We start from the raw sequence: 18,184 nt of genomic DNA on the forward strand, positions 1-18,184 counted from the left end.
CGCCTCCTGGTCGAAGTCCGTGCGGTTCCTCTCATCCTGCATCGGCTACCTGTAGATCGGTAGGTTTCGTTATCCATGCGTTACATTTGGTGGGAGCCGGTGTCGTACCGTGACGGCATGAGCGGGAGAGTCAGGAGCGAGGAGCGGCGGGCCGCGATCGTCACGGCCGCGCTGGAGGTGATCGCCGAGCGCGGTTACCGGGGCGCGAGCCTCGCGGCGGTGGCGCAGCGGGTGGGGCTGACCCAGCAGGGGCTGCTGCACTACTTCCCGACGAAGGACGCGCTGCTGGTCGCCGTACTGGAGGAGCGGGACCGCTGGGACGCCATGCCGCCCACGCCGCTGCGGCTGGATCTGCTGGCCTCGCTCGTCGAGTACAACGCGATGCGGCCCGGCATCGTCCAGACCTTCTCGGCGCTGCTCGGCGAGAGCGTGACGGAGGATCATCCGACGCGCGGTTACTTCACCGAGCGGTACGCGCAGGTGCGGGCGAACATGGCGCAGGTGCTGCGCGCCGAGTACGGCGACCGGCTGCCGAACGGGCTCACGCCGGAGCGCACGGCCCCGCTGCTCGTCGCGGTGATGGACGGTCTGCAGTACCAGTGGCTGCTGGACCCCGACTCGGTGGACATGCCGGGGGCGTTCCGGGACTTCCTCACGCTGCTGGGCGAGGGCTGACCGCTGGGCGAGGGCTGACCGTCACACCCGCCTCGCCTGCGGCGGCGGCACGGCTGTCCCGTACGTCACGCGCCATGGCGTAGACCACTTCTGTCACGCGATACTGCGGCCGTCGGCAGCAATGCTTCCGTTGCTTCGAGTCTCAGCGACTCTCAGCGTTCCGGGCGTTTCCGCCCGGAAGGTTCGTGACGGTGTCACCAGAGGGCGAGTTGCTCGCGCCCGGTCTCCTGTCGACGATCTCTCGTTTCCGTCCCCTGGTGGGGTGTTGCGCCAGCCGCCCGCGTGCCCGTCCCCTTGCGGGTTCGGGCGGTGCGGGTCTTCTGCTTGGCTCCACGAGGCTTCGGCACCACCAGGGCGGGGCCCGGGTCTCCGGCCACTCCGGTACCCGTTTTACGGTTGGCCGCCGCGAGGGCGGCCAGGTTGTGGCCTGCGTTCGCGTCCCGGTCCAGGACGAGTCCGCAGGCGTCGCACTCGAAGACACGCACGCCGAGGGGCAGCTTGGCTTTCACCACACCGCAGCGGGAGCAGGTCTTCGAGGAGGGCATCCAGCGGTCGGCGACGATCAGGCGTCCACCGTGGCGCTGGGTTTTGTAGGTGAGCTGGCGCCGCAGTTGCCCGAACGCCGCGTCGGAGATACGGCGGGACAGACGCCGGTTGCGGACCATGCCTTTCACGTTGAGGTCCTCGACCACGACGGTGCCGTACTCGGCGGGGATACGCGCGGTGGCCTGGTGGAGATGGTTCTCCCGCAGGTTCGCCACCCGGTGGTGCACCCGGTTACGGACCGCGTTGGCCTTCTCCCAGCGACGGGACGGGGCCTGCCCGGTGCGCCGGTTGGGGCCGCGTCGGCGGGAGACCGTCCGGGAGGTCTTCCGGAGCTGCGTGAGTGCCTGGTCGTAGTGCTTGGGGTTCGCGACTTCACGGACCTCGCCGGCCGAGTCCGCCATGACGAGGAGAGTCTTCACGCCGAGGTCGATCCCGACCGCCATGCCGGGCCGGTTGGCAGGGATGATGGTTTGATGTTCCTCCATCTGTAGGACCGCGAACCAGCGGCCCCGCTCGAACCGCACCGTCACCGACAGAATCCGCGTCCCGCCTTCGGCGATCGCGTCCACGAGGGGCTGGACGTCCTCATGGAGGCGGATCCGGCCGAGGCGGGGCAGGACGATATGCCGCCGGTCATCGAGACGGATGGTGCCGGTGGTGAACTTGCACGCCGGACGGGCCTTTCGCTTCGACTTCAATCGGGGCCTGCCCATCCGGGCGCCCTTGCGCTCGCCGCGCCGGGACTTGGCGTAGTTGTCGAACGCGGAGGCAGCGTTCGCGAGGCCGGTGTTGTAGGCCTCCTTCGAGTTCTCCGCCCACCACTGGCGCAGGAACGGGTCCGTGTGTTTGGCCTCGTTGAACGCCTTCCGCAACGACGGCAACGACCACGACCGCCACGGAACGCGCTCTGTCCCGGGGACGCCGTAGGTCTCCTCCGCTGCGCGCTGCGACCAACTCGCCAGCACATGCCGCACCGCCCAGTTGTAGGCGACCCGCGCCGCCCCGCAATGCGAGGCCAGAGCCTGCAGGGCCAACGCATTGGGGTCGAGGGCGAGTCTGCGGCCCACGACGTGAAAGCCGGGCCGCGCCTCGAACCCCCGGCGCTTCTTCCCGCTCCCGGCAGGCTCCGCCCCGCTCACCCGGTCGTCTCCGCCGCCGGGGCGGTGGCCTCGGCGATAGCGCGTGCAGCCCGGTTCTTCGCCGCTCCCTGCCCGTACAGTCGGGCACACATCGACGTGAGGACTTCCGTGATGTCTAGGACCAGGTCGCTGGTCGTCTCCTGCGGATCGAGCACCACCAGGCGTCGGCCGGAAGCCGACAATGCCGATTCCAGATGCTCGACACCGAAACGGGCCAGCCGGTCGCGATGCTCCACGACGATGACGGCAACGGCCGGGTCCGACAGGACACGGTGCAGCTTCCGCCGCTTCCCGTTCAGTCCCGACCCGACCTCGGTCACCACCTCGGCAACGGCGAGACCCAGCCCGGTGGCACCCCGGACGACACGGGAGACCTGCCGGTCAAGATCCGCCTTCTGGTCACCGGACGAAACACGGCAGTACGCCACCGTCCGCCCAGAGATCTCGGGAATGGACTCTTCGACCAGCCACATACCGGACGGCGTCTGCACGACAGGGACCGGCATACGGCCCTCCTTCGCCCAGGCCCACGCGGTCTGGTAATGCACGCCGTTACGCGCCGCCCACTCGGAAAGCTTCACACCATCAGGATAAAGACGGATGAAGACAGATAACTACCGATGAAAAATGCGACTGTTGTTCATCCCCCACGGCGACAGAAGGGCCCAACTGCCTTGACGACTTCTCTGCGGGTTCGGATCGGTGTCCTCGGACTGACTCTCCTGGCGGGCCTGGCGGCCCCCACGACCACCGCGGCGGCAAAGGCCGCGCCCTCGCCCACCGCCGAGGAGCAGCGGCTCGACCGGGCGGTGCCGCGGGAGATTCTCAGGCGGTCCGGATTCGACTCCCTCACTGGGGAGTTCACGCGGGCGCTCGGCTCGGCGGGGTCGTACGCGCAGGCCCGCCGGGTGGTCGTACGCGAAGGGTCGGGGCTGTGGCAGCGGGCCGTGTCCCGGGCCCAGGGGCGGGGGCCGGCGGGCGGGGATCTCAGCCGGGACGACGACCGGCCGTTGTACTGGGCACGGCTGGCGATGACCCGCGAAGTGCGCACCTGGGAGCCCGGGTTCGGTGTGTCCGAAGCTCAACGGGCCGCGCTGATCGATGAGTTGGAGCGGACTTCGCGCGGGCAGACCACCGTGCGCCTTCCGCAGGGCGTTCCGCAGGGCAGCGCGCAAGGCAGGAAGAAGACCAAGCGGATCCTGGTCACCGGGTTCGATCCGTTCACGCTGGACCGGGACATCCGGATCTCCAACCCCTCGGGGGCCACCGCGCTCGCGCTCGACGGCACGGTGATCGAGACGGCGGACGGGCCGGCGCGGATCGAGACCGTGGTGTTCCCGGTGCGCTGGCGGGACTTCACGGAGGGGACGGTGGAGCGGACGCTGCGGCCGTATCTGAGGAAGGTGGACCTCTTCACCACCGTGAGCCAGGGACGCGTGGGCCGTTTCGACGTCGAGCGGACCAACGGGGCCTGGCGGGGCGGCTTCGCGGACAACGACAGCATCGGCGTGACCGGGACGGTGCCGGTCAGCGACCCGGCCTCGCAGCCGCAGTGGACGACGACGACGCTGCCGTACGCGAAGATCGTGGCCGCCGACACCGGACGGTTCCCCGTGTACGACAACACGAAGGTCACCGAGATCCCGGCGGGCGGCGCCGATCCCGTCGTACGGCCGGACGGGCCGACGCCGGGATCTACCGCCCGGCAGGGCGGCGGCGGGGACTACCTCTCCAACGAGATCGCCTACCGGGCCACGCTGTTGCGGGACCGGCTGGGGCGCCACGACGTGCTGCCGGGCGGGCATGTGCACACGCCTGTGCTGGAGTTCGGGGCCGGGAACACCGAACCGGCGACGGGGACGGTCACCGATCCGGGGTTCGTGCGCAACCGGCTGGACATCATCGCCCAGGTGCGGTCGATCCTGAAGGTGGCGGCGGCAGCGGGCTGACGTCCTCGGCGGCGTCCGCCTGACCGTCGCCGTTCTCCTCGCCGAGCAGGTCGCGGGCCATCAGCGTGGCGCCCGCGACCGCGCCCGGCATCAGGAAGACCGCGACGAACGGCACCAGGAAGGCCACGGCCAGCGGGGTGCCGAAGCCCCACACCAGGGTCTTGCGGGCGCGCAGGAGGGCGAGGCGGTCGCGGAGGTCGACGCGGCGGCGCTGCAGGGCGACCGCGGTGAGCTCCTCGGTGAGGAAGAACCCGGTGACGAAGAAGCCGATCACCGGGACGGCGGTCTGGCCGACGAACGGCACGAAGCCGCACGCGAAGAGCAGGACGCCCCAGACGGCGGCGCGCAGCACGATACGGAGGCTGTCGCGGGCCGAGATCCACAGCTCGCGCCAGAGCGGCAGGCCGGACTCGGGTGCGATGCCGTCCGGGGAGACGTCCCGGTCGACCTTCTCGGAGAGGTTCTCGTAGAAGGGCTGGCCGACGAGGAGCGTGACCGCGGTGAAGGTGACGACGGACAGCAGCAGGCCGAGCGCGAACAGGACGACGGTGAGGAAGCCGCGGAAGAGCCCGAGCCAGGGGCTCGACCAGTCGTCGGCGAACGGTGTCGCCCAGGCGACGAAGTCCTCGCCCCACAGGGCCAGCGCGACGAGTGCCGCCGCGTAGAGGACGAGGGTGATCAGTCCCGGGAGCAGACCGAAGCCGTACTGCCTGCCGTGTCCGGCCACCCAGCGTTGGCCCTGCAGAAGGTACTTGAATCCCGCCCCGAGATCGCGCATGGGAAAACTCTATCGGGGCGGGTTCGAGGGGCCGCACCCGCGCTGGGGCAGGCCGTGGCGGGGCCGCACCGCCGCCGGGGCACGCCGTGCCGGGGTGCGGTGAGGTGCCGGTCACTTGCCGAGGTTGGTGGTGAAGTAGTCGGTGAGCTTGTCGACGGCGGGGTCGATGTACTCGCGCTTGTCGTAGAGGTCGACGTGGCTGGCGCCCTTGATCCAGTGGATCTCCGCGGGGCCGGTGGCACGCCGGTGGGCTTCGAGGCCCATCCAGGCGGTGACGGCGTGCTCGCCGAGGATCTGCAGAATCGGGCGGGGACCGATCAGCGGGACGGAGTAGAAGACGTCGCTGGAGGCCATTTTGTCGATGCTCTCCCAGGCGAGGGACTTCGCGGAGCGCTCGTGGTAGCCGCGGGGGCCGCAGTAGTACTCCCAGCCCTCGATGCCGTGTTCGCCGCCAAGGGCGCCGGCCTGTTCGGCGGTGTCGGGGAACATGGTCATCACGCCGGGGTCCTCGCCGCGGGCGGCGGCTGTGCGGGCGGCGGCGGAGGCGTCGAGCAGAGACTGGAAGACGGCCGGGTTTTGGGTGCCGTCGGCGCCGTAGCGGAACTGGCGGGCGGGCTCGGCGGTGCATACGGTCGCCACCGCCTTGACCCGGTGGTCGCCGCTGGTCGCGGCGAGCGAGTAGCCGCCGGAAGCGCAGATGCCCAGCAGGCCGATCCGGTCGGCGTCGACCTCCTCACGGGTGGTGAGGTGGGACACGGCGGCCTTGAAGTCCTCGATCCGCTGGGCCGGGTCCTCAAGGCCCCGGGGCAGACCGCCGGACTCGCCCTGGTAGGCGGCGTCGAAAGCGAGAGTGACGAAACCGCGCTCGGCCATGAGCTGCGCGTACGTACCGGACGTCTGCTCCTTCACCCCTGTGCCGGGGTGACCGACCACCAGCGCCGGCAGCGGCCCGTCGGTGGGGGCGTCCGGGGTATAGAGGTGCGCGGCGACCTCGATACCGGCATTGTGGAACGTGACGCTGGCCCTGGTCATGAGAACTCTCCTTGCCGATCAGTTGCAATGCACCTGCCGCCTTTTGCGGCGAGTGCATTTCTGTTCCCTTTCCGCAGACCACTCACCGACGAATCCAGCCCGGAATCAGTCGGACGACCGGATGCTTCGCCGGGCGCTCGGAGTGCGTTCGTCCAGCTCACTGGGTCTGCGGTGCCTCCACCATCAACCCGCATCGGCACTGGCGCAAAGAGGTCAGTTTGTGCCTGGGAAGAAACCTGCCCCCTTACACGTGTGCCGTGCTCGCGGCGAAGGTCTCACACTGGAGACCATGAATTCGGCATCCCATTCCCACCTCGGCGCCTTTCTCAAGGCTCGCCGGGCGCAGCTGGCGCCGCAGGAATGCGGCCTGCCCGAGGCGGACTCCGTGCGCAGGGTCGCGGGGCTGCGCCGCGAGGAGGTCGCCCAGCTCGCGGCGATCAGCGTCGACTACTACACCCGTCTGGAACAAGGCCGTGTCAGGGCCTCCGCTACCGTGCTCGCCACCCTGGCCTGCGCTCTGCGCCTGGACGACGACCAGAAGAGCTATCTGTACGAGCTCGCAGGCAGGAGCGATGATCGCCCGCGCCGCCGCCGGCCGGCCCAGGGCACACGGCCCGCGATGCGCCGCCTCCTGGACCAGCTCACCCAGGCACCCGCGCTGGTCCTCGGTAAACGCTTGGACGTGCTGGACTGGAACCCGGCTGCCGCGGCTCTCTACATCGACTTCTCGTCGCTGCCTCCGGCCCGCCGTAATTACGTGAGCCTGCTGTTCACGAACCCGGTGATCCGCGATCTTCACCAGGACTGGGAACACGATGCCCGCAACGCGGTCGCCGCGCTGCGCATGGAGGCCGCCGCCGACTCCGACGACCCGGACCTCGCCCGCCTCGTCGGCGAGCTGTCCGTCCAGGACACGGACTTTCGCACCTGGTGGGCCGAACACCGCGTGAGCAGCGCCGGTTACGGCACGAAGCGCTACCGGCACCGCATCGTCGGCGACCTCACTCTCGACTGCGACACCTGGGCCAGCCCCGACGGTTCCGGACAGCGCCTGATGGTCCTGACCGCGGAGGCCGGCAGCCCTTCCCACGACGCTCTTCGCATTCTCACCACATGGACCGCGGGGGAACCGAGCACCGAACGGACAGAAGACCTGAGCCGATGAACACCTGGACACCCCGGAGAGCAAGCCATGCTCTCCGAGACCTACTCCCTTGTCTTGACTGGCCGGGGACGACGATCGCCCGGGCGTGGAGATCGGCATGGTGGTCGTCAACGGTGAGTTGTACGTCCGCACATACCGGGGAGTCCGCTCCCGCTGGTACCGGACGGCAGGGGAACACGGCCACGGAACCATCCGGGTGGGCGCCGTCACGTGGGACGTCCGCCTGGAGACCCGCGACCTCGAGCCTTCCACCGAGATCGAAGCGGCCTTCCGCGGAAAGTATGGCCAGCGGGCCGACGCCCTCGTGGCGAGCCCCGAGGCGCGGGCGGCCACGATCCGTATCGACCCGTTGCTCCTGCCTGCTACCGACACCTCACCCGTCCTGTGAGGGCCCTGGTTCCCGGACATCTTCCACGCGCGCCGAGATCTCGGCTCCCGGCAGGCCGCATGTCCACGCGCACGCTGGAGGCAAGTAACTCGCCGGTAGGTTCCAGCGCTACCGCTCACCTGGGACGACTCCACGCAGTGTCTCGCGTTGCGTGACGTCGACACGTCGTACCCATCGGTACCGGGTCAGCGCCCCGTTGAGTGACCACCACGCCGTTTGCGGCTGGTGACGATCCTGCTGGCTTATTCGGTCAGAACCCGTCTTTGCACCGCCGAGCCGTCCTCGTCCGTCACGGCCTTACGGCCAGCGGGGCTGCTTCCTGATGTGTCTTGGAAAAAAGTTGCGGGCCGCTGTCGATCCGGCCACGTCCCGTTCGACGTCATGATGTGCGGCGCCTCGCCACACGATGACGCGACAGGACCTGACGAGGAAACACGTGGATCAACTGCTGAGAGTCATGAACTTCAACGTCTCGAGCGACGGAATCGGTGCCGGTGAGCACCAGAGTCTCGAGAGTCCGTTCGGCCACGACCATCCCGAGAGGCTGTTCGCCTGGGCCGGAGCAACGGCGAGCTGGCCCATGCGCACCGACCCCGGCGGGAGCCGGGGCCTCGACGACTACTTCACGCGAGACTTCGCACGCAACATCGGTGCCGAGATCATGGGCCGCAACAAGTTCGGGCCCCAGCGCGGGCCCTGGCAGGACCATGAGTGGCGCGGCTGGTGGGGGGAGGAACCCCCGTTCCGCACGCCGGTGTTCGTCATGACCCACCACACGCGTCCGTCGTTCACGCTCTCCGACACCACCTTCCACTTCGTCGACGGCGACCCGGCCACGGTCCTCGAACAGGCGCGGGAAGCGGCACAGGGCAAGGACGTCCGACTCGGCGGCGGGGTCACCACCATCCGACAGTTCCTCGATGCCGACCTCGTCGACACCATGCACGTGGCGGTCTCACCGGTAGAGCTCGGATCCGGGCTACGGCTCTGGGCGTCCCCCGATGAGCTGCTCGACCGGTTCCACCTGGAGGTCGTGCCCAGCCCGAGCGGGGTGACGCACCACCTGTTCTGGCGAAGGTGACGCCAGGGCCCACTCGGGGCGCCTGAAAAGGCTGGCCGGCACTCAACGAGGACCAGCCGTTCAGCTGATTCGCCCTGATCAGCAGCAGGTCGAGCGCTTTCTCTTCCATCCCGTGCTCGACCAGTCGTGTGCGGAACTCGGACAGCACCGAGGCGTCGAACCCGGGATCGTCCAGCTCCAGGCCGAGCGCGTATTTCAGGTCCATGCCGTACCGCACCCGATGCGCTGCCGCCCGGTCGGTGAGGTTCTCGGCGAACTGCAACACCGTCACCAGCGCCAGCTGGCCCGGTGACCAGCCCGGCCGCCCTCTGGATCCGAACGCCTCGCCCAGCTCGTCACGGACCCGCATCGCCAACGGATACGGGCCCCGTGCCGCCACCGCCCGCGCCACCTGCGCGGTCAGCTCAGGCACCTTCGGCCACGGCTTCGGCCTCGGCCGCATCGACATTCCACACCCCACCCGCGACCGGGAACGCCAAGACGGCCGCTGCTGTCCCGACCAACGAGCCGCCAGCCCCGCTGGGCACGGAACAAGCCAGCAGGATCGGTGACTGAGTTCTCACCAGCACGTCGGCCGTGGGTTCAGCGTGACTGAGGTGCTTTCGCTGGGAGCCCACGGCGTTTCCGGCAGGCAGGCGTGAAGGTGCGGTGGGTCCGTTGCCGCTGAATCGGCAGGTCCTTCACCACTGGGCTCACTGGGCGCGCTGTCCGACACGGAGGACGCTCAGGTAACGGCGTGATGCTCGGTCGCGCATCCGCGTGCGGATGCGCGACGCGACGGCGTCGAGCAGGGGCTCACGGACGTCGCGGTCGAGCCTCCGGTACAGCGACAACGAGCGAAGGTGATCGGCAAAGCCGTCTCCGTTGAACCACTGAACGGTCGGGTACCAGCGCACGATCGTTGGGCCGAACAGTCCTCCGGGGTCTTCGACCAGGCCCCAGCCCTCGTCGGTGGTGCGCACGTCGTCCTCCAGGGGAGGATGACCCCAGTCGGGGTTCCCAGGGCAGAACTGCTCGAGGAGATCGGCGGTCTCGGCGTACACCTCCGGCTCTCCCGGCCGGCGGACAACGACGTGGCCGAGCAGCGCCATCCAGCCTCCGGGATTGAGCACGTCGTGGGCCCGCTGCCAGCCGATCGACGGGTCGACCCAGTGCCACGACTGCGCGGCCACGAGAGCATCGAAGCGTCGACCGCGGTTGTCCCACTCCTCGAACGTCGACGTCTCGACTGCGACGTTACGGAAGGAGGCCATCCGTTTGCGAGCGAGTGCGGCCATGCCTGCGCCCGGCTCGATGGCGGTCACTGAGCATCCGAGTGCTGCCAGCGAGCGCGTCGCCTGACCGGTGCCGCAGCCCACCTCCAGCACCGCCGACCTGTCGTCCGTGCCGGTGACGGCGACAAGGTCCGCGAACAGCTCGTCGGGGTATCCCGGCCGGACCCGGTCGTAGAGCTCCGGCACCTCGTTGAACACCCGGCCGAGGTCGTGTGGATTCGGGCGCATCTTCGGAGCATCAGTCACGAGCGCACAAGCTATGAGGTTCGTCGACGGGGACGCCACTGGTTTAACGGCAGCTCCTCGACAGCAGCCGTGTCGTCGAGCAGGTTCTGGGCGATGGCCGCGTAGCTGCTCGCGGTGGTGTGGGACAGGTTGAAGACCAGGGCGAGGTGCAGCGGGTCGGCGCCGACGGTCAGTGCTTCGTGCAGGACCCGGTCGCCGCGGATGCGTTCGAGGTAGACGCCCTGGTGCAGTAGGTGCCGCTTGAGGTATTCGGGGCTGACGGGCCCGGTTCCCAGGGCGGTCTTCGCGTTGATCAGGACGTGCCGGTTGAGGGTCTTCGGCCAGGTGGCCCGGCGCTGGTCGAGCCAGGTCAGCAGGGTCTGGTGGGGCAGTTCGCCGAGTCGTTGGCCGTGTCCGGCGATGGTGATCCTACGGTTGGGCAGGTCGAGGTCGTCCAGTGTGAGGCGGCGGATGGCGGTGGCGCGGGCGGCGTGGACGGCGGCCAGGGCGACGATCAGCCGTTGCGCCGAGGGGACGGCGATCCGTTGGACGGCGAGCACTTCGGCGTCGGTCATCGGCAGCAGACTGCGTGGGATGTCTTCCATCCTGAGGCGGGTGGTGGGGTTGGCGAAGATCAGGCCGCGCTTCTTGGCGAAGCGGAACAGTGAGCGCAGTGCGGCGATGGCGTTGCGCCGCTGCCATCCGCGCAGGGGTGACAGCGCGGCCGTGACGTCGGTGACGGTGATCTCGCGCAGGTGCCCACGGGTCGTCGCCCAGTTCTCCAGCAGGGGGCGGACGCCGCCGAAGTAGACGTAGACGCAAGCGTGGGACCGGGGCTTGGCACGGCTGTCGCCGTCGAGCAGGACCAGCAGCCAGGCGCGGACGTCGCTGGCGAACCCGGCGGTCGACACCATCCCGCCGCCACACCGCCGCCGGGCGACACCATCCCCGGGCCACTCCGTCCCGGGGCCACTCCGCCACCAGGCGACGCCCTCCCGGGGACCACACCACCCCACGGGCTCACGGCCCGTAGCCCACGCGGGGGATCGTCACCGCGGCCACGACCCCCCGGTCCGCCGCGAGCGGCACCGCCGTTGGGGCCCCTCGCCACGGGCGGTCACCCCGCCTCGCCCGGCCCGGTGTCCACCCCGCCTCGCCCGGCCCGGTGTCCACCCCGCCTCGCCCGGCCCGGTGTCCGCCCCGGCGTGCCCGGTCCGCGCACCCCGGGATGCGCCATCCGGGGTATCCGCGACACCAACTCCCTCTTGTTGCGGTTGAGTCGAACAGGTACACCTCGCCGTACCGATCTCAGGAAGCTCCGGAGGAGGTACGCGTGCGCACCAAGAGACCCGTTCCTGCGAGACCCGTTCCTGCGCGACCCGTTCTGTTCGCCGTCCTAGCCGTCACCACGGCGGGATCACTCCTGCTCACCCCGCACACCGCCGCCGCCGAGCCCGCGCCCCCCGTCACCCGTGAGGGCCCCGCCGTCGACGAGAGCGCCGCCCGCGCCCCCGAGAGCGCCGCCGAGCGGGCCCTCACCGGCCCGGCCGGCCCCACGGCCGACACCGGGCGCACCGGGCGCGGCTATCCGCGTGAGCAGGTCCTGACCCCCGACCCGGTGAACCCCGCCGACAAGTCCATCAAGCTGGGGCTCACCCCGTACCACGCCATCGCCCCCGAGTTGAACGCGCTGCAGCGGCTCGGCGAGAGGGTGAGCGTCGAGGTCACGGGCCGCTCGGCCGGCGGGCACCGGCTCTATCTCGTCACCGTGACCGCCCCGGAGACCGCCGGCCAGACCCGCGCCCAGGAGCGGATGCGGGAGCTGATCGAGAACGCGCCCGCCCGGGCCGCCGCGGATCCGGCGATCAAGAGGGGTTACAAGGCTCCCGTCTTCTTCAACAACAACATCCACGGCAACGAGTGGGAGGGCACCGACGCCTCCCTGAAGCTCATCGAGCGGCTCGCGACCGCCGACGACGCGCGCACCGAGGACCTGCTCGCTCACTCCCGTCTCTACTTCAACATCACCGCCAATCCGGACGGCCGGATCGCCGGCACCCGCGCGAACGCCAACGGCTTCGACCTGAACCGGGACTTCGTCACCGCCTCGCAGTCCGAGACGCGCGCGATGCGGCAGATCGAGATCGACAAGCAGCCGGCCGTCATGCTCGACCTGCACGGCTACGTCAACGGCACGCTCATCGAGCCCACCACTCCCCCGCACGGCGAGAACTACGAGTACGACCTCTTCCTGAAGAACACCTACGCCAACGCGCTCGGCATGGAGACCGCCGTCAACGGCCTCGGCTACACGCCCGCGAAGGACGGCGTCGAGCCCGCGCAGATCCCGTTCCGGGACCAGGAGGAGGGCTGGGACGACTGGCCGCCGATCTTCACCCCGCAGTACGCGGCCTTCCACGGCACGGTCGCCGCGCACACGGTGGAGATCCCGATGGAGGTGAACAACTCGGCCTACGACAGCCTGCCGGCGGCCGAGTTGCGCCGCCGGTCCGCGATCAACGTGGACGTGGCCGGTGCCGCCCTCCGGGCCACTCTCGACTTCGTACAGAAGAAGCGCGCTTCGCTGGTCGCCGACCAGATCGAGGTCTTCCGGCGAGGGGCGGCGGGCGCGGCGCAGGTGCCGGTGTCGGAGGAGACCGTGCCGGGCGTTCCGGGCATCGGCCCCGAGGACGTGTACACCACGAACTTCCCCCGCGCGTACGTCATTCCGGCCGGCGGCGCCTCCCAGCGCTCCGCCACCGCCGCCGCCCGCCTGGTCGACCATCTGGTCGCCAACGACGTCCGGGTCACCCGGGCCACCCGCGACCTGCGGCTCGGCGGGCGGTCGTACGCGAAGGGCTCGTACGTCGTCGACATGCGCCAGCCGAAGCGGGGGCTGGCGAACGTGCTGCTCGCCGACGGGCGGGACATCAGCGACAAGGTCTCGGTGATGTACGACATCTCGGGCTGGAGCCTGGGCCGCCTCTGGGGCGCGACGGTCCGGCCGGTGACGTCCGGGAGCCTGGCGGGCGCGCCGCTGCGGGCCGTCCACGAGGCCGCCGGGGTCGGCCATGTCGCCCAGGTCGCCCCGCGCGGCGCACTGCGGCTGCGGCTCGACGACCCGCGGGAGGTCGCGGCGCTCAACGCCCTTCTCCGGCAGGGGGTTTCGGTACGGCAGGCCGTCGACGGCAGTGCGATCGTGCCGGCGTCGGCACGGTCCCGCGCGGTCGCGGCGGCCCGGACGTACGGCGTCGTCTTCGACGCGACGAAGCTGACCGGAACCGCCGAGCTGCGCCGTCTCCGGGTGGCCGCCGCCGTCACCCCGGGTGAGCTGTTCGCGCTGCGGGAGATGAACTTCGAGGTCACGCCGGTGTCGACGGCCGTATTGAACGCGGGCTTCGACTGGTCGGCGGCGGACGTGCTGTTCGTGTCGGCGGGGCTGGACCGCGGGGACCTGAACGCCGGGGCCCGCGCGGCCCTCGACGCGTTCCTCGGCGCCGGGCACGGTCTCGTCGGGCGCGGGGCCACGGGAGCGGCCCTGAACGCCGCCGCCGGACTCCTCGCCGTCAAGCCCGTGGAGGGCAACGGGGACGCCAACGGCGTGGTGCGCGTGGTGAATTCGGGCCCGGTCACGGCCGGGGCGCCGGAGCACGGGTTCGTGTACGCGCCCGTCTGGTTCACCGATCTCGGGCCGGGGGTCCGGGTGGAGCAGTCGTACGCCAGCGGCGACCCGCTGGTCTCCGGGCACTGGCGGGCGCTGGAGGACGGCTCGGGCGGCCGGGCCGACGCGGCCGGGCGGGCCTCGGTGGTCAGCGGCCCCGGGGCCGTACTGTTCGGCACCGAACCCCTCTTCCGGGATCATCCCAAGGGGGAGTTCGCGCAGGTCGCACGCGCGTTGTTCACTGTGGGACACGTGGGTGGCGGTTCAGGTGAGGAGAGCGAATGACTCAGGAGATCCACGGCACTGTCGCCGACGGCTTCGAGGCGGTACGTGAGGAGTTCGCGGCCTTCGTCGGGGGGGAACTCGCGGATTACGAGGGCCAGTTGTGTGCGTATGTGCACGGGCGCAAGGTCGTCGACCTGTGGGCCGGTGACGGCGTCGACGCAGGCTCGCTGTACGGGGTGTTGTCGTCGACGAAGGGGGCGGCCCACCTGGTGGCCGCGCTCCTGGTGCAGGACGGCACGCTCGAACTGGACCGCAAAGTCACCTACTACTGGCCGGAGTTCGCGGCGGAGGGCAAGGGTGCGCTGACTCTGCGGGACCTGCTCACACACCGGGCGGGCCTGGTCGGGCTCGACGCCGGGTTCACCGCGCAGGAGTTGGCCGACGACCGGGTGGTGGCCGAACGCCTCGCGGACCAGCGGCCGTTCTGGCGCCCGGGTACCGCCTTCGGCTATCACGCCCTGGTCATCGGCGCGCTCAGCGGTGAGGTGGTGCGCCGGGCCACCGGACGCACCCTCCAGGAGGTGTACGAGGAACGGATCCGCGCTCCGCACGCCCTGGACTTCTTCCTGGGGCTGCCTCAGGCGCTGGAGCCCCGTTACCGCTCGGTGCAGCCGATGGCACCGACGGCGCCTCAGCAGGCCGTCCTGGACGCGCTGCCGAGTGGGCCGCACACCCTGTCCTCCATCGCGTTCAACACCCATGTGCCGGAGCCCGGGAACCTGGAGGACCACGCCAACTCCCGTGCCGTACGCGCGAAGGGACCGGCGTCGGCGGGCGGGGTCGGCGCCGCGCGCGGGCTCGCCGGGATGTACGCGGCGGCGATCAGCGAGGTGGACGGGCGGGCGCCGCTGCTGAAGCCGGACACCGTCGCCGAGGTCGGGCAGATCCACTCCGTCGGCTACGACCTGGTGGCGCGGGCGCACAGGTCCTACGGCCTCGGCTTCCAGGCGACGGCGGACACCTGGTACCCGTTCCTGGGTGCCGGGGCGTTCGGGCACAGCGGCGCGGGTGGCTCGCAGGCCTTCGCGGATCCGCGCAGCGGGCTGGCGTACGGCTACACGCGCCGCCGGATGGCGTTCCCGGGCGGGGCGGCGCCGGAGAACGAGCGGCTGGTGAAGGCGGTGCACACGGCGGCCCTGGCGAGCTGATCGCGAGCAGGGAACGGGGAAACGGGACACCGCCGTGACCCCGCCCTGACCCGTTCGTTGGGTACGACGGAGGCCGCATCCCTGGACGTGGGGTGCGGCCTCTTCTGTGTCTGGTTCGCCCTACAGCTCTGCTGCCCGGCTCGGACTACAGCTTGACGATCATCTTCCCGGTGTTGTCGCCGCGCAGGACGCCGAGGAAGGCCTCCAGGTTGTTCTCGATGCCCTCGACGACGGTCTCGCGGTACTTGAGCTCACCCGAGGCGACCCAGGGGCCGACCTCTTCGACGAACTGCGGCTGGAGGTCGTAGTGGTCGCCGACCAGGAAGCCCTCGATGCGGCCGCGGGTCGCGATGAGACGGGCGAGGTTCTTCGGGCCGGGGACGGGCTCGGTGCTGTTGTAGACCGAGATCATCCCGCAGACCGCGATACGGCCACCCTGGTTGAGGGAGCCGATGGCGGCCTCCAGGTGGTCGCCGCCGACGTTGTCGAAGTAGACGTCGATCCCGTCCGGGGCGGCAGCGCGCAGCTGCTCGGAGACCGGGCCCTCCTTGTAGTTGAAGGCGGCGTCGAAGCCGTACTCCTCGACGAGGAGCTTGACCTTCTCGTCGGAACCGGCCGAGCCGATGACCCGGGCGGCACCCTTCAGCTTGGCGATCTGGCCGACCTGGCTGCCGACGGCGCCCGCCGCGCCGGAGACGAACACCGTGTCGCCCTCCTTGAAGGAGGCGGTGCGCAGCAGCCCGGCGTAGGCGGTGAGACCGGTCATGCCGAGCACGCCGAGGTACGTCGACAGGGGCGCGGCGTCGGCGTCGACCTTGACGGCCTGCTTGGCGTCGAACGTGGCGTACTCGCGCCAGCCGCCGAAGTGCAGGACATGGTCACCGACGGCGATGCCCTCGGCCTCGGAGGCGACGACCTCGCCGACCGCGCCGCCCTGCATGGCCTTGCCCAGCTCGAAGGGGGCCACGTACGACTTGGCGGCGCTCATCCGGCCACGCATGTAGGGGTCGACGGAGAGGTACTTGTTGCGCACCAGGACCTGACCGGGGCCGGGCTGCCGGATCTCCGCCTCGGCCAGCTCGAAGTCCTTGGGCTCGGGCCAGCCGACGGGACGGCTGAGCAGACGCCATTCGCGGCCGGCGGAGGGGAGCTTGGGGGTGTCGGACATCAGGTGTGCGCCTTTCCTGCGAATGCTTCAGTACCTGAAACAACCATGCCTCTGAATATTTCAGGATGTCAAGTAACGGGGTACCCTGAATCCCATGGCCACACCCGAGAAGACCCGCCGTCCCGATGCGCTGACCATGGAGGTCGTCGAACTCATCGGCGACGTCGTGGCCCGTTTCTACGAGGACTACGAGGACGCCGCGGCCGAACACGCCCTGACCGGGGCGCAGGCGCGGCTGCTGAGCCTGCTGTCACTGGAGCCGCTGCCGATGCGGAAGCTGGCCCGGAAGCTGAAGTGCGAGCCGTCGAACGTGACCGGCATCGTGGACCGGCTGGAGTCGCGGGGTCTGGTGGAGCGGCGCATCGATCCCACGGACCGGCGCGTGAAGCTGGCGGCGGCCACGAAGGAGGGCGGCCGGGTGGCCCGCGAACTGCGGGAGGGCCTGCGCTTCGCCCGTGAACCGCTCGCCGGCCTCTCCGCCGGGGAGTGCGAGGCCCTGCGGGACCTGCTGCGGCGGATGCTCCGCAACGACGCGTAGGTCCGAGGCGCCGGTCGGCCGATGCTCGGCCGACGCTCGGCCAGTGGACTGACGGATTTACGGAAGCGAACGTTTCACGTGCACCACCACAGGAAGCGGTCGCACGTCCGTGTCGAGGTCGGTTCCGGGGTCGGGTCCGAGGTGGTCGGGTCGGCGGTAGGGGTCGGGGCCTGGGTCGGGTTCGACCCGCCCGGGGTCGTCGGAGAGGTGCCCGTGGCGGCGTCGGACGGTGCGCCGGCGCCCTCGGTGGACTGGTCGGGGTCCTTGTCGGACTTGTCGTCCTCGGCGTCCTTGTCGTCCTTGGCCGACTCGGAGGCCGACGGGGACGCCGAGGGGCCAGGGGAGGACGAGTCCGACGCCCCGGCTGCGGCGCCCTTCGGGTCGTCCAGTGGCTTGTCCGTCTCGCCCGCCCCCGGGGAGGCGCCGCCGTCCGCCGACTCGTCACCGGCCGCGGCCGGCTTCGGGGCGGAGCCCGGGGCGTCCATGCCGAGTTCCGCGAGACTCAGTCCGCCCGCAGCCAGCAGGAAGCCCGCGACGATCAGCAGGGTCCGGCGCCGACGACGGCGATGCGCCGCGGCTTTGCGATCGCGGCGGCTCGCACCGCCCGAGGGAGCATCGGGGTCCTCGTCGGCGTCGTCCTCGTTCCGGCCGGCGCCGTCGTACTCCCCGGCGCCGTCGGAGTTTTCGGCGCCATCGAAGCCCTCGGGCTCCTCGGGCTCCTCGGGGGCCGGTACGGCCCGGCCGCCGCGGCCCCGCGCACGCCGACGCGCCGCCCGGCCGCCCGTCGGCTCGCCCACCGCCTCGGCCCGGTCGAGGGCCGGCCCGGCCTCGACCCCCGCCTCGACCCCCGCTTCCGTCCCGGCATCCGCGCCGTCGGGAGCCGCGGCCTCCGCCGCACCCGCATAGGAGGAGGCCTCGACCCCGGCGTCGTAGGGGGCCCCGTACGCGGCCGTGGAAGCCTCGCCGGGATACCCGCCGCCGTACGTGCCGCCGGCCCCGTACGCGGTTCCGTACGCCTCATAGGGCCCGGTCCCGCCCGCGACCGACCCCCCGTCCATCGGCCCCGGCTGCGCGGGCGCGTGATCGCGCGTCACATGTGCGCGGAGTTGTCCGACGGGGGCGCCGCACCCCG

16 protein-coding genes and 1 pseudogene are annotated in these 18,184 nt (G+C 70.7%); 8 read left to right on the forward strand and 9 right to left on the reverse strand.

Going from position 1 to position 18,184, the window contains the following annotated elements:
- Positions 1-99: 99 nt before the first annotated feature.
- The gene (locus tag AB0H86_RS25525) at positions 100-675 is read left to right on the forward strand and encodes a TetR/AcrR family transcriptional regulator (RefSeq protein WP_362443243.1); all 576 of its coding nucleotides are present in this window, start codon (positions 100-102) and stop codon (positions 673-675) included.
- 194 nt (positions 676-869) lie between these two features.
- Here the strand turns inward: AB0H86_RS25525 and tnpB are convergent, their stop codons facing one another.
- Positions 870-2,360, reverse strand: a complete 1,491-nt coding sequence (tnpB, locus tag AB0H86_RS25530; protein WP_362443060.1) for an IS607 family element RNA-guided endonuclease TnpB — start codon at positions 2,358-2,360, stop codon at positions 870-872.
- A complete protein-coding gene (locus tag AB0H86_RS25535) occupies positions 2,357-2,941 on the reverse strand; it encodes an IS607 family transposase (RefSeq protein ID WP_362443064.1) in 585 nt (194 codons plus the stop codon). The genes tnpB and AB0H86_RS25535 overlap by 4 nt, the downstream gene beginning before the upstream one ends.
- A 93-nt stretch (positions 2,942-3,034) precedes the next feature.
- On the opposite strand from AB0H86_RS25535, the gene AB0H86_RS25540 reads away from it, so the two are divergent.
- A complete protein-coding gene (locus AB0H86_RS25540) occupies positions 3,035-4,309 on the forward strand; it encodes a pyroglutamyl peptidase (protein ID WP_362443067.1) in 1,275 nt (424 codons plus the stop codon).
- Here AB0H86_RS25540 and AB0H86_RS25545 read toward each other — a convergent pair.
- Together AB0H86_RS25545 and AB0H86_RS25550 are read right to left on the reverse strand one after the other, a co-directional pair.
- Positions 4,260-5,087 (reverse strand): EI24 domain-containing protein, encoded by an 828-nt coding sequence (locus AB0H86_RS25545; protein WP_362443070.1) that lies wholly within the window; start codon positions 5,085-5,087, stop codon positions 4,260-4,262. The genes AB0H86_RS25540 and AB0H86_RS25545 overlap by 50 nt on opposite strands.
- 111 nt (positions 5,088-5,198) lie before the next feature.
- Positions 5,199-6,119, reverse strand: a complete 921-nt coding sequence (locus tag AB0H86_RS25550) for an alpha/beta hydrolase (RefSeq protein ID WP_362443073.1) — start codon at positions 6,117-6,119, stop codon at positions 5,199-5,201.
- Between the two features lie 289 nt (positions 6,120-6,408).
- Between AB0H86_RS25550 and AB0H86_RS25555 the strand changes: the two genes are divergently transcribed.
- The 3 genes from AB0H86_RS25555 to AB0H86_RS25565 all read left to right on the forward strand — a co-directional run bounded on the left by AB0H86_RS25555 (position 6,409) and on the right by AB0H86_RS25565 (position 8,753).
- A complete protein-coding gene (locus AB0H86_RS25555) occupies positions 6,409-7,284 on the forward strand; it encodes a helix-turn-helix domain-containing protein (RefSeq protein WP_362443076.1) in 876 nt (291 codons plus the stop codon).
- Between the two features lie 97 nt (positions 7,285-7,381).
- A complete protein-coding gene (locus AB0H86_RS25560; RefSeq protein ID WP_362443079.1) occupies positions 7,382-7,672 on the forward strand; it encodes a DUF2255 family protein in 291 nt (96 codons plus the stop codon).
- Between the two features lie 436 nt (positions 7,673-8,108).
- A complete protein-coding gene (locus AB0H86_RS25565) occupies positions 8,109-8,753 on the forward strand; it encodes a dihydrofolate reductase family protein (RefSeq protein WP_362443082.1) in 645 nt (214 codons plus the stop codon).
- Positions 8,754-8,874: 121 nt separating this feature from the next.
- Here AB0H86_RS25565 and AB0H86_RS25570 read toward each other — a convergent pair.
- From AB0H86_RS25570 to AB0H86_RS25580, 3 genes and pseudogenes are all read right to left on the reverse strand, one after another.
- Positions 8,875-9,201, reverse strand: a pseudogene (locus AB0H86_RS25570) (transposase); the annotation flags it as partial.
- Positions 9,202-9,445: 244 nt separating this feature from the next.
- On the reverse strand, positions 9,446-10,312 hold the full coding sequence (locus AB0H86_RS25575; protein WP_362443085.1) for a class I SAM-dependent methyltransferase: 867 nt from the start codon (positions 10,310-10,312) through the stop codon (positions 9,446-9,448).
- Entirely contained in the window at positions 10,285-11,166 is an 882-nt protein-coding gene (locus tag AB0H86_RS25580) for a hypothetical protein (RefSeq protein WP_362443088.1), read from the reverse strand. Before AB0H86_RS25580 ends, AB0H86_RS25575 begins: the two co-directional genes overlap by 28 nt.
- Before the next feature lie 419 nt (positions 11,167-11,585).
- Between AB0H86_RS25580 and AB0H86_RS25585 the strand changes: the two genes are divergently transcribed.
- Together AB0H86_RS25585 and AB0H86_RS25590 are read left to right on the forward strand one after the other, a co-directional pair.
- Positions 11,586-14,198 (forward strand): M14 family zinc carboxypeptidase, encoded by a 2,613-nt coding sequence (locus AB0H86_RS25585; protein WP_362443091.1) that lies wholly within the window; start codon positions 11,586-11,588, stop codon positions 14,196-14,198.
- Positions 14,195-15,346, forward strand: a complete 1,152-nt coding sequence (locus AB0H86_RS25590) for a serine hydrolase domain-containing protein (RefSeq protein WP_362443093.1) — start codon at positions 14,195-14,197, stop codon at positions 15,344-15,346. Before AB0H86_RS25585 ends, AB0H86_RS25590 begins: the two co-directional genes overlap by 4 nt.
- 145 nt (positions 15,347-15,491) lie before the next feature.
- Here the strand turns inward: AB0H86_RS25590 and AB0H86_RS25595 are convergent, their stop codons facing one another.
- On the reverse strand, positions 15,492-16,514 hold the full coding sequence (locus AB0H86_RS25595) for an NADP-dependent oxidoreductase (protein ID WP_362443096.1): 1,023 nt from the start codon (positions 16,512-16,514) through the stop codon (positions 15,492-15,494).
- A 94-nt stretch (positions 16,515-16,608) separates the two neighbouring features.
- Here AB0H86_RS25595 and AB0H86_RS25600 point away from each other — a divergent pair, with 94 nt between their 5' ends.
- Complete coding sequence (locus AB0H86_RS25600; protein WP_362443099.1) at positions 16,609-17,052, forward strand: MarR family transcriptional regulator; 444 nt, start codon at positions 16,609-16,611, stop codon at positions 17,050-17,052.
- A gap of 74 nt (positions 17,053-17,126) precedes the next feature.
- Here the strand turns inward: AB0H86_RS25600 and AB0H86_RS25605 are convergent, their stop codons facing one another.
- Positions 17,127-18,110, reverse strand: a complete 984-nt coding sequence (locus AB0H86_RS25605) for a hypothetical protein (protein ID WP_362443102.1) — start codon at positions 18,108-18,110, stop codon at positions 17,127-17,129.
- Between the last annotated feature and the right edge of the window lie 74 nt (positions 18,111-18,184).

The organism is Streptomyces sp. NPDC050997 (genome assembly GCF_040660135.1).
Classification (GTDB): domain Bacteria; phylum Actinomycetota; class Actinomycetes; order Streptomycetales; family Streptomycetaceae; genus Streptomyces.

Bases quoted from the DNA above. Each gene is read 5' to 3' on its own strand.
- AB0H86_RS25545 (WP_362443070.1), bottom strand. From the start codon at position 5,087: ATGCGCGATCTCGGGGCGGGATTCAAGTACCTTCTGCAGGGCCAACGC.
- AB0H86_RS25605 (WP_362443102.1), bottom strand. From the start codon at position 18,110: ATGGACGGGGGGTCGGTCGCGGGCGGGACCGGGCCCTATGAGGCGTAC.
- AB0H86_RS25580 (WP_362443088.1), bottom strand. From the start codon at position 11,166: ATGGTGTCGACCGCCGGGTTCGCCAGCGACGTCCGCGCCTGGCTGCTG.
- AB0H86_RS25590 (WP_362443093.1), top strand. From the start codon at position 14,195: ATGACTCAGGAGATCCACGGCACTGTCGCCGACGGCTTCGAGGCGGTA.
- AB0H86_RS25600 (WP_362443099.1), top strand. From the start codon at position 16,609: ATGGCCACACCCGAGAAGACCCGCCGTCCCGATGCGCTGACCATGGAG.
- AB0H86_RS25550 (WP_362443073.1), bottom strand. From the start codon at position 6,119: ATGACCAGGGCCAGCGTCACGTTCCACAATGCCGGTATCGAGGTCGCC.
- AB0H86_RS25560 (WP_362443079.1), top strand. From the start codon at position 7,382: ATGGTGGTCGTCAACGGTGAGTTGTACGTCCGCACATACCGGGGAGTC.
- AB0H86_RS25555 (WP_362443076.1), top strand. From the start codon at position 6,409: ATGAATTCGGCATCCCATTCCCACCTCGGCGCCTTTCTCAAGGCTCGC.
- AB0H86_RS25595 (WP_362443096.1), bottom strand. From the start codon at position 16,514: ATGTCCGACACCCCCAAGCTCCCCTCCGCCGGCCGCGAATGGCGTCTG.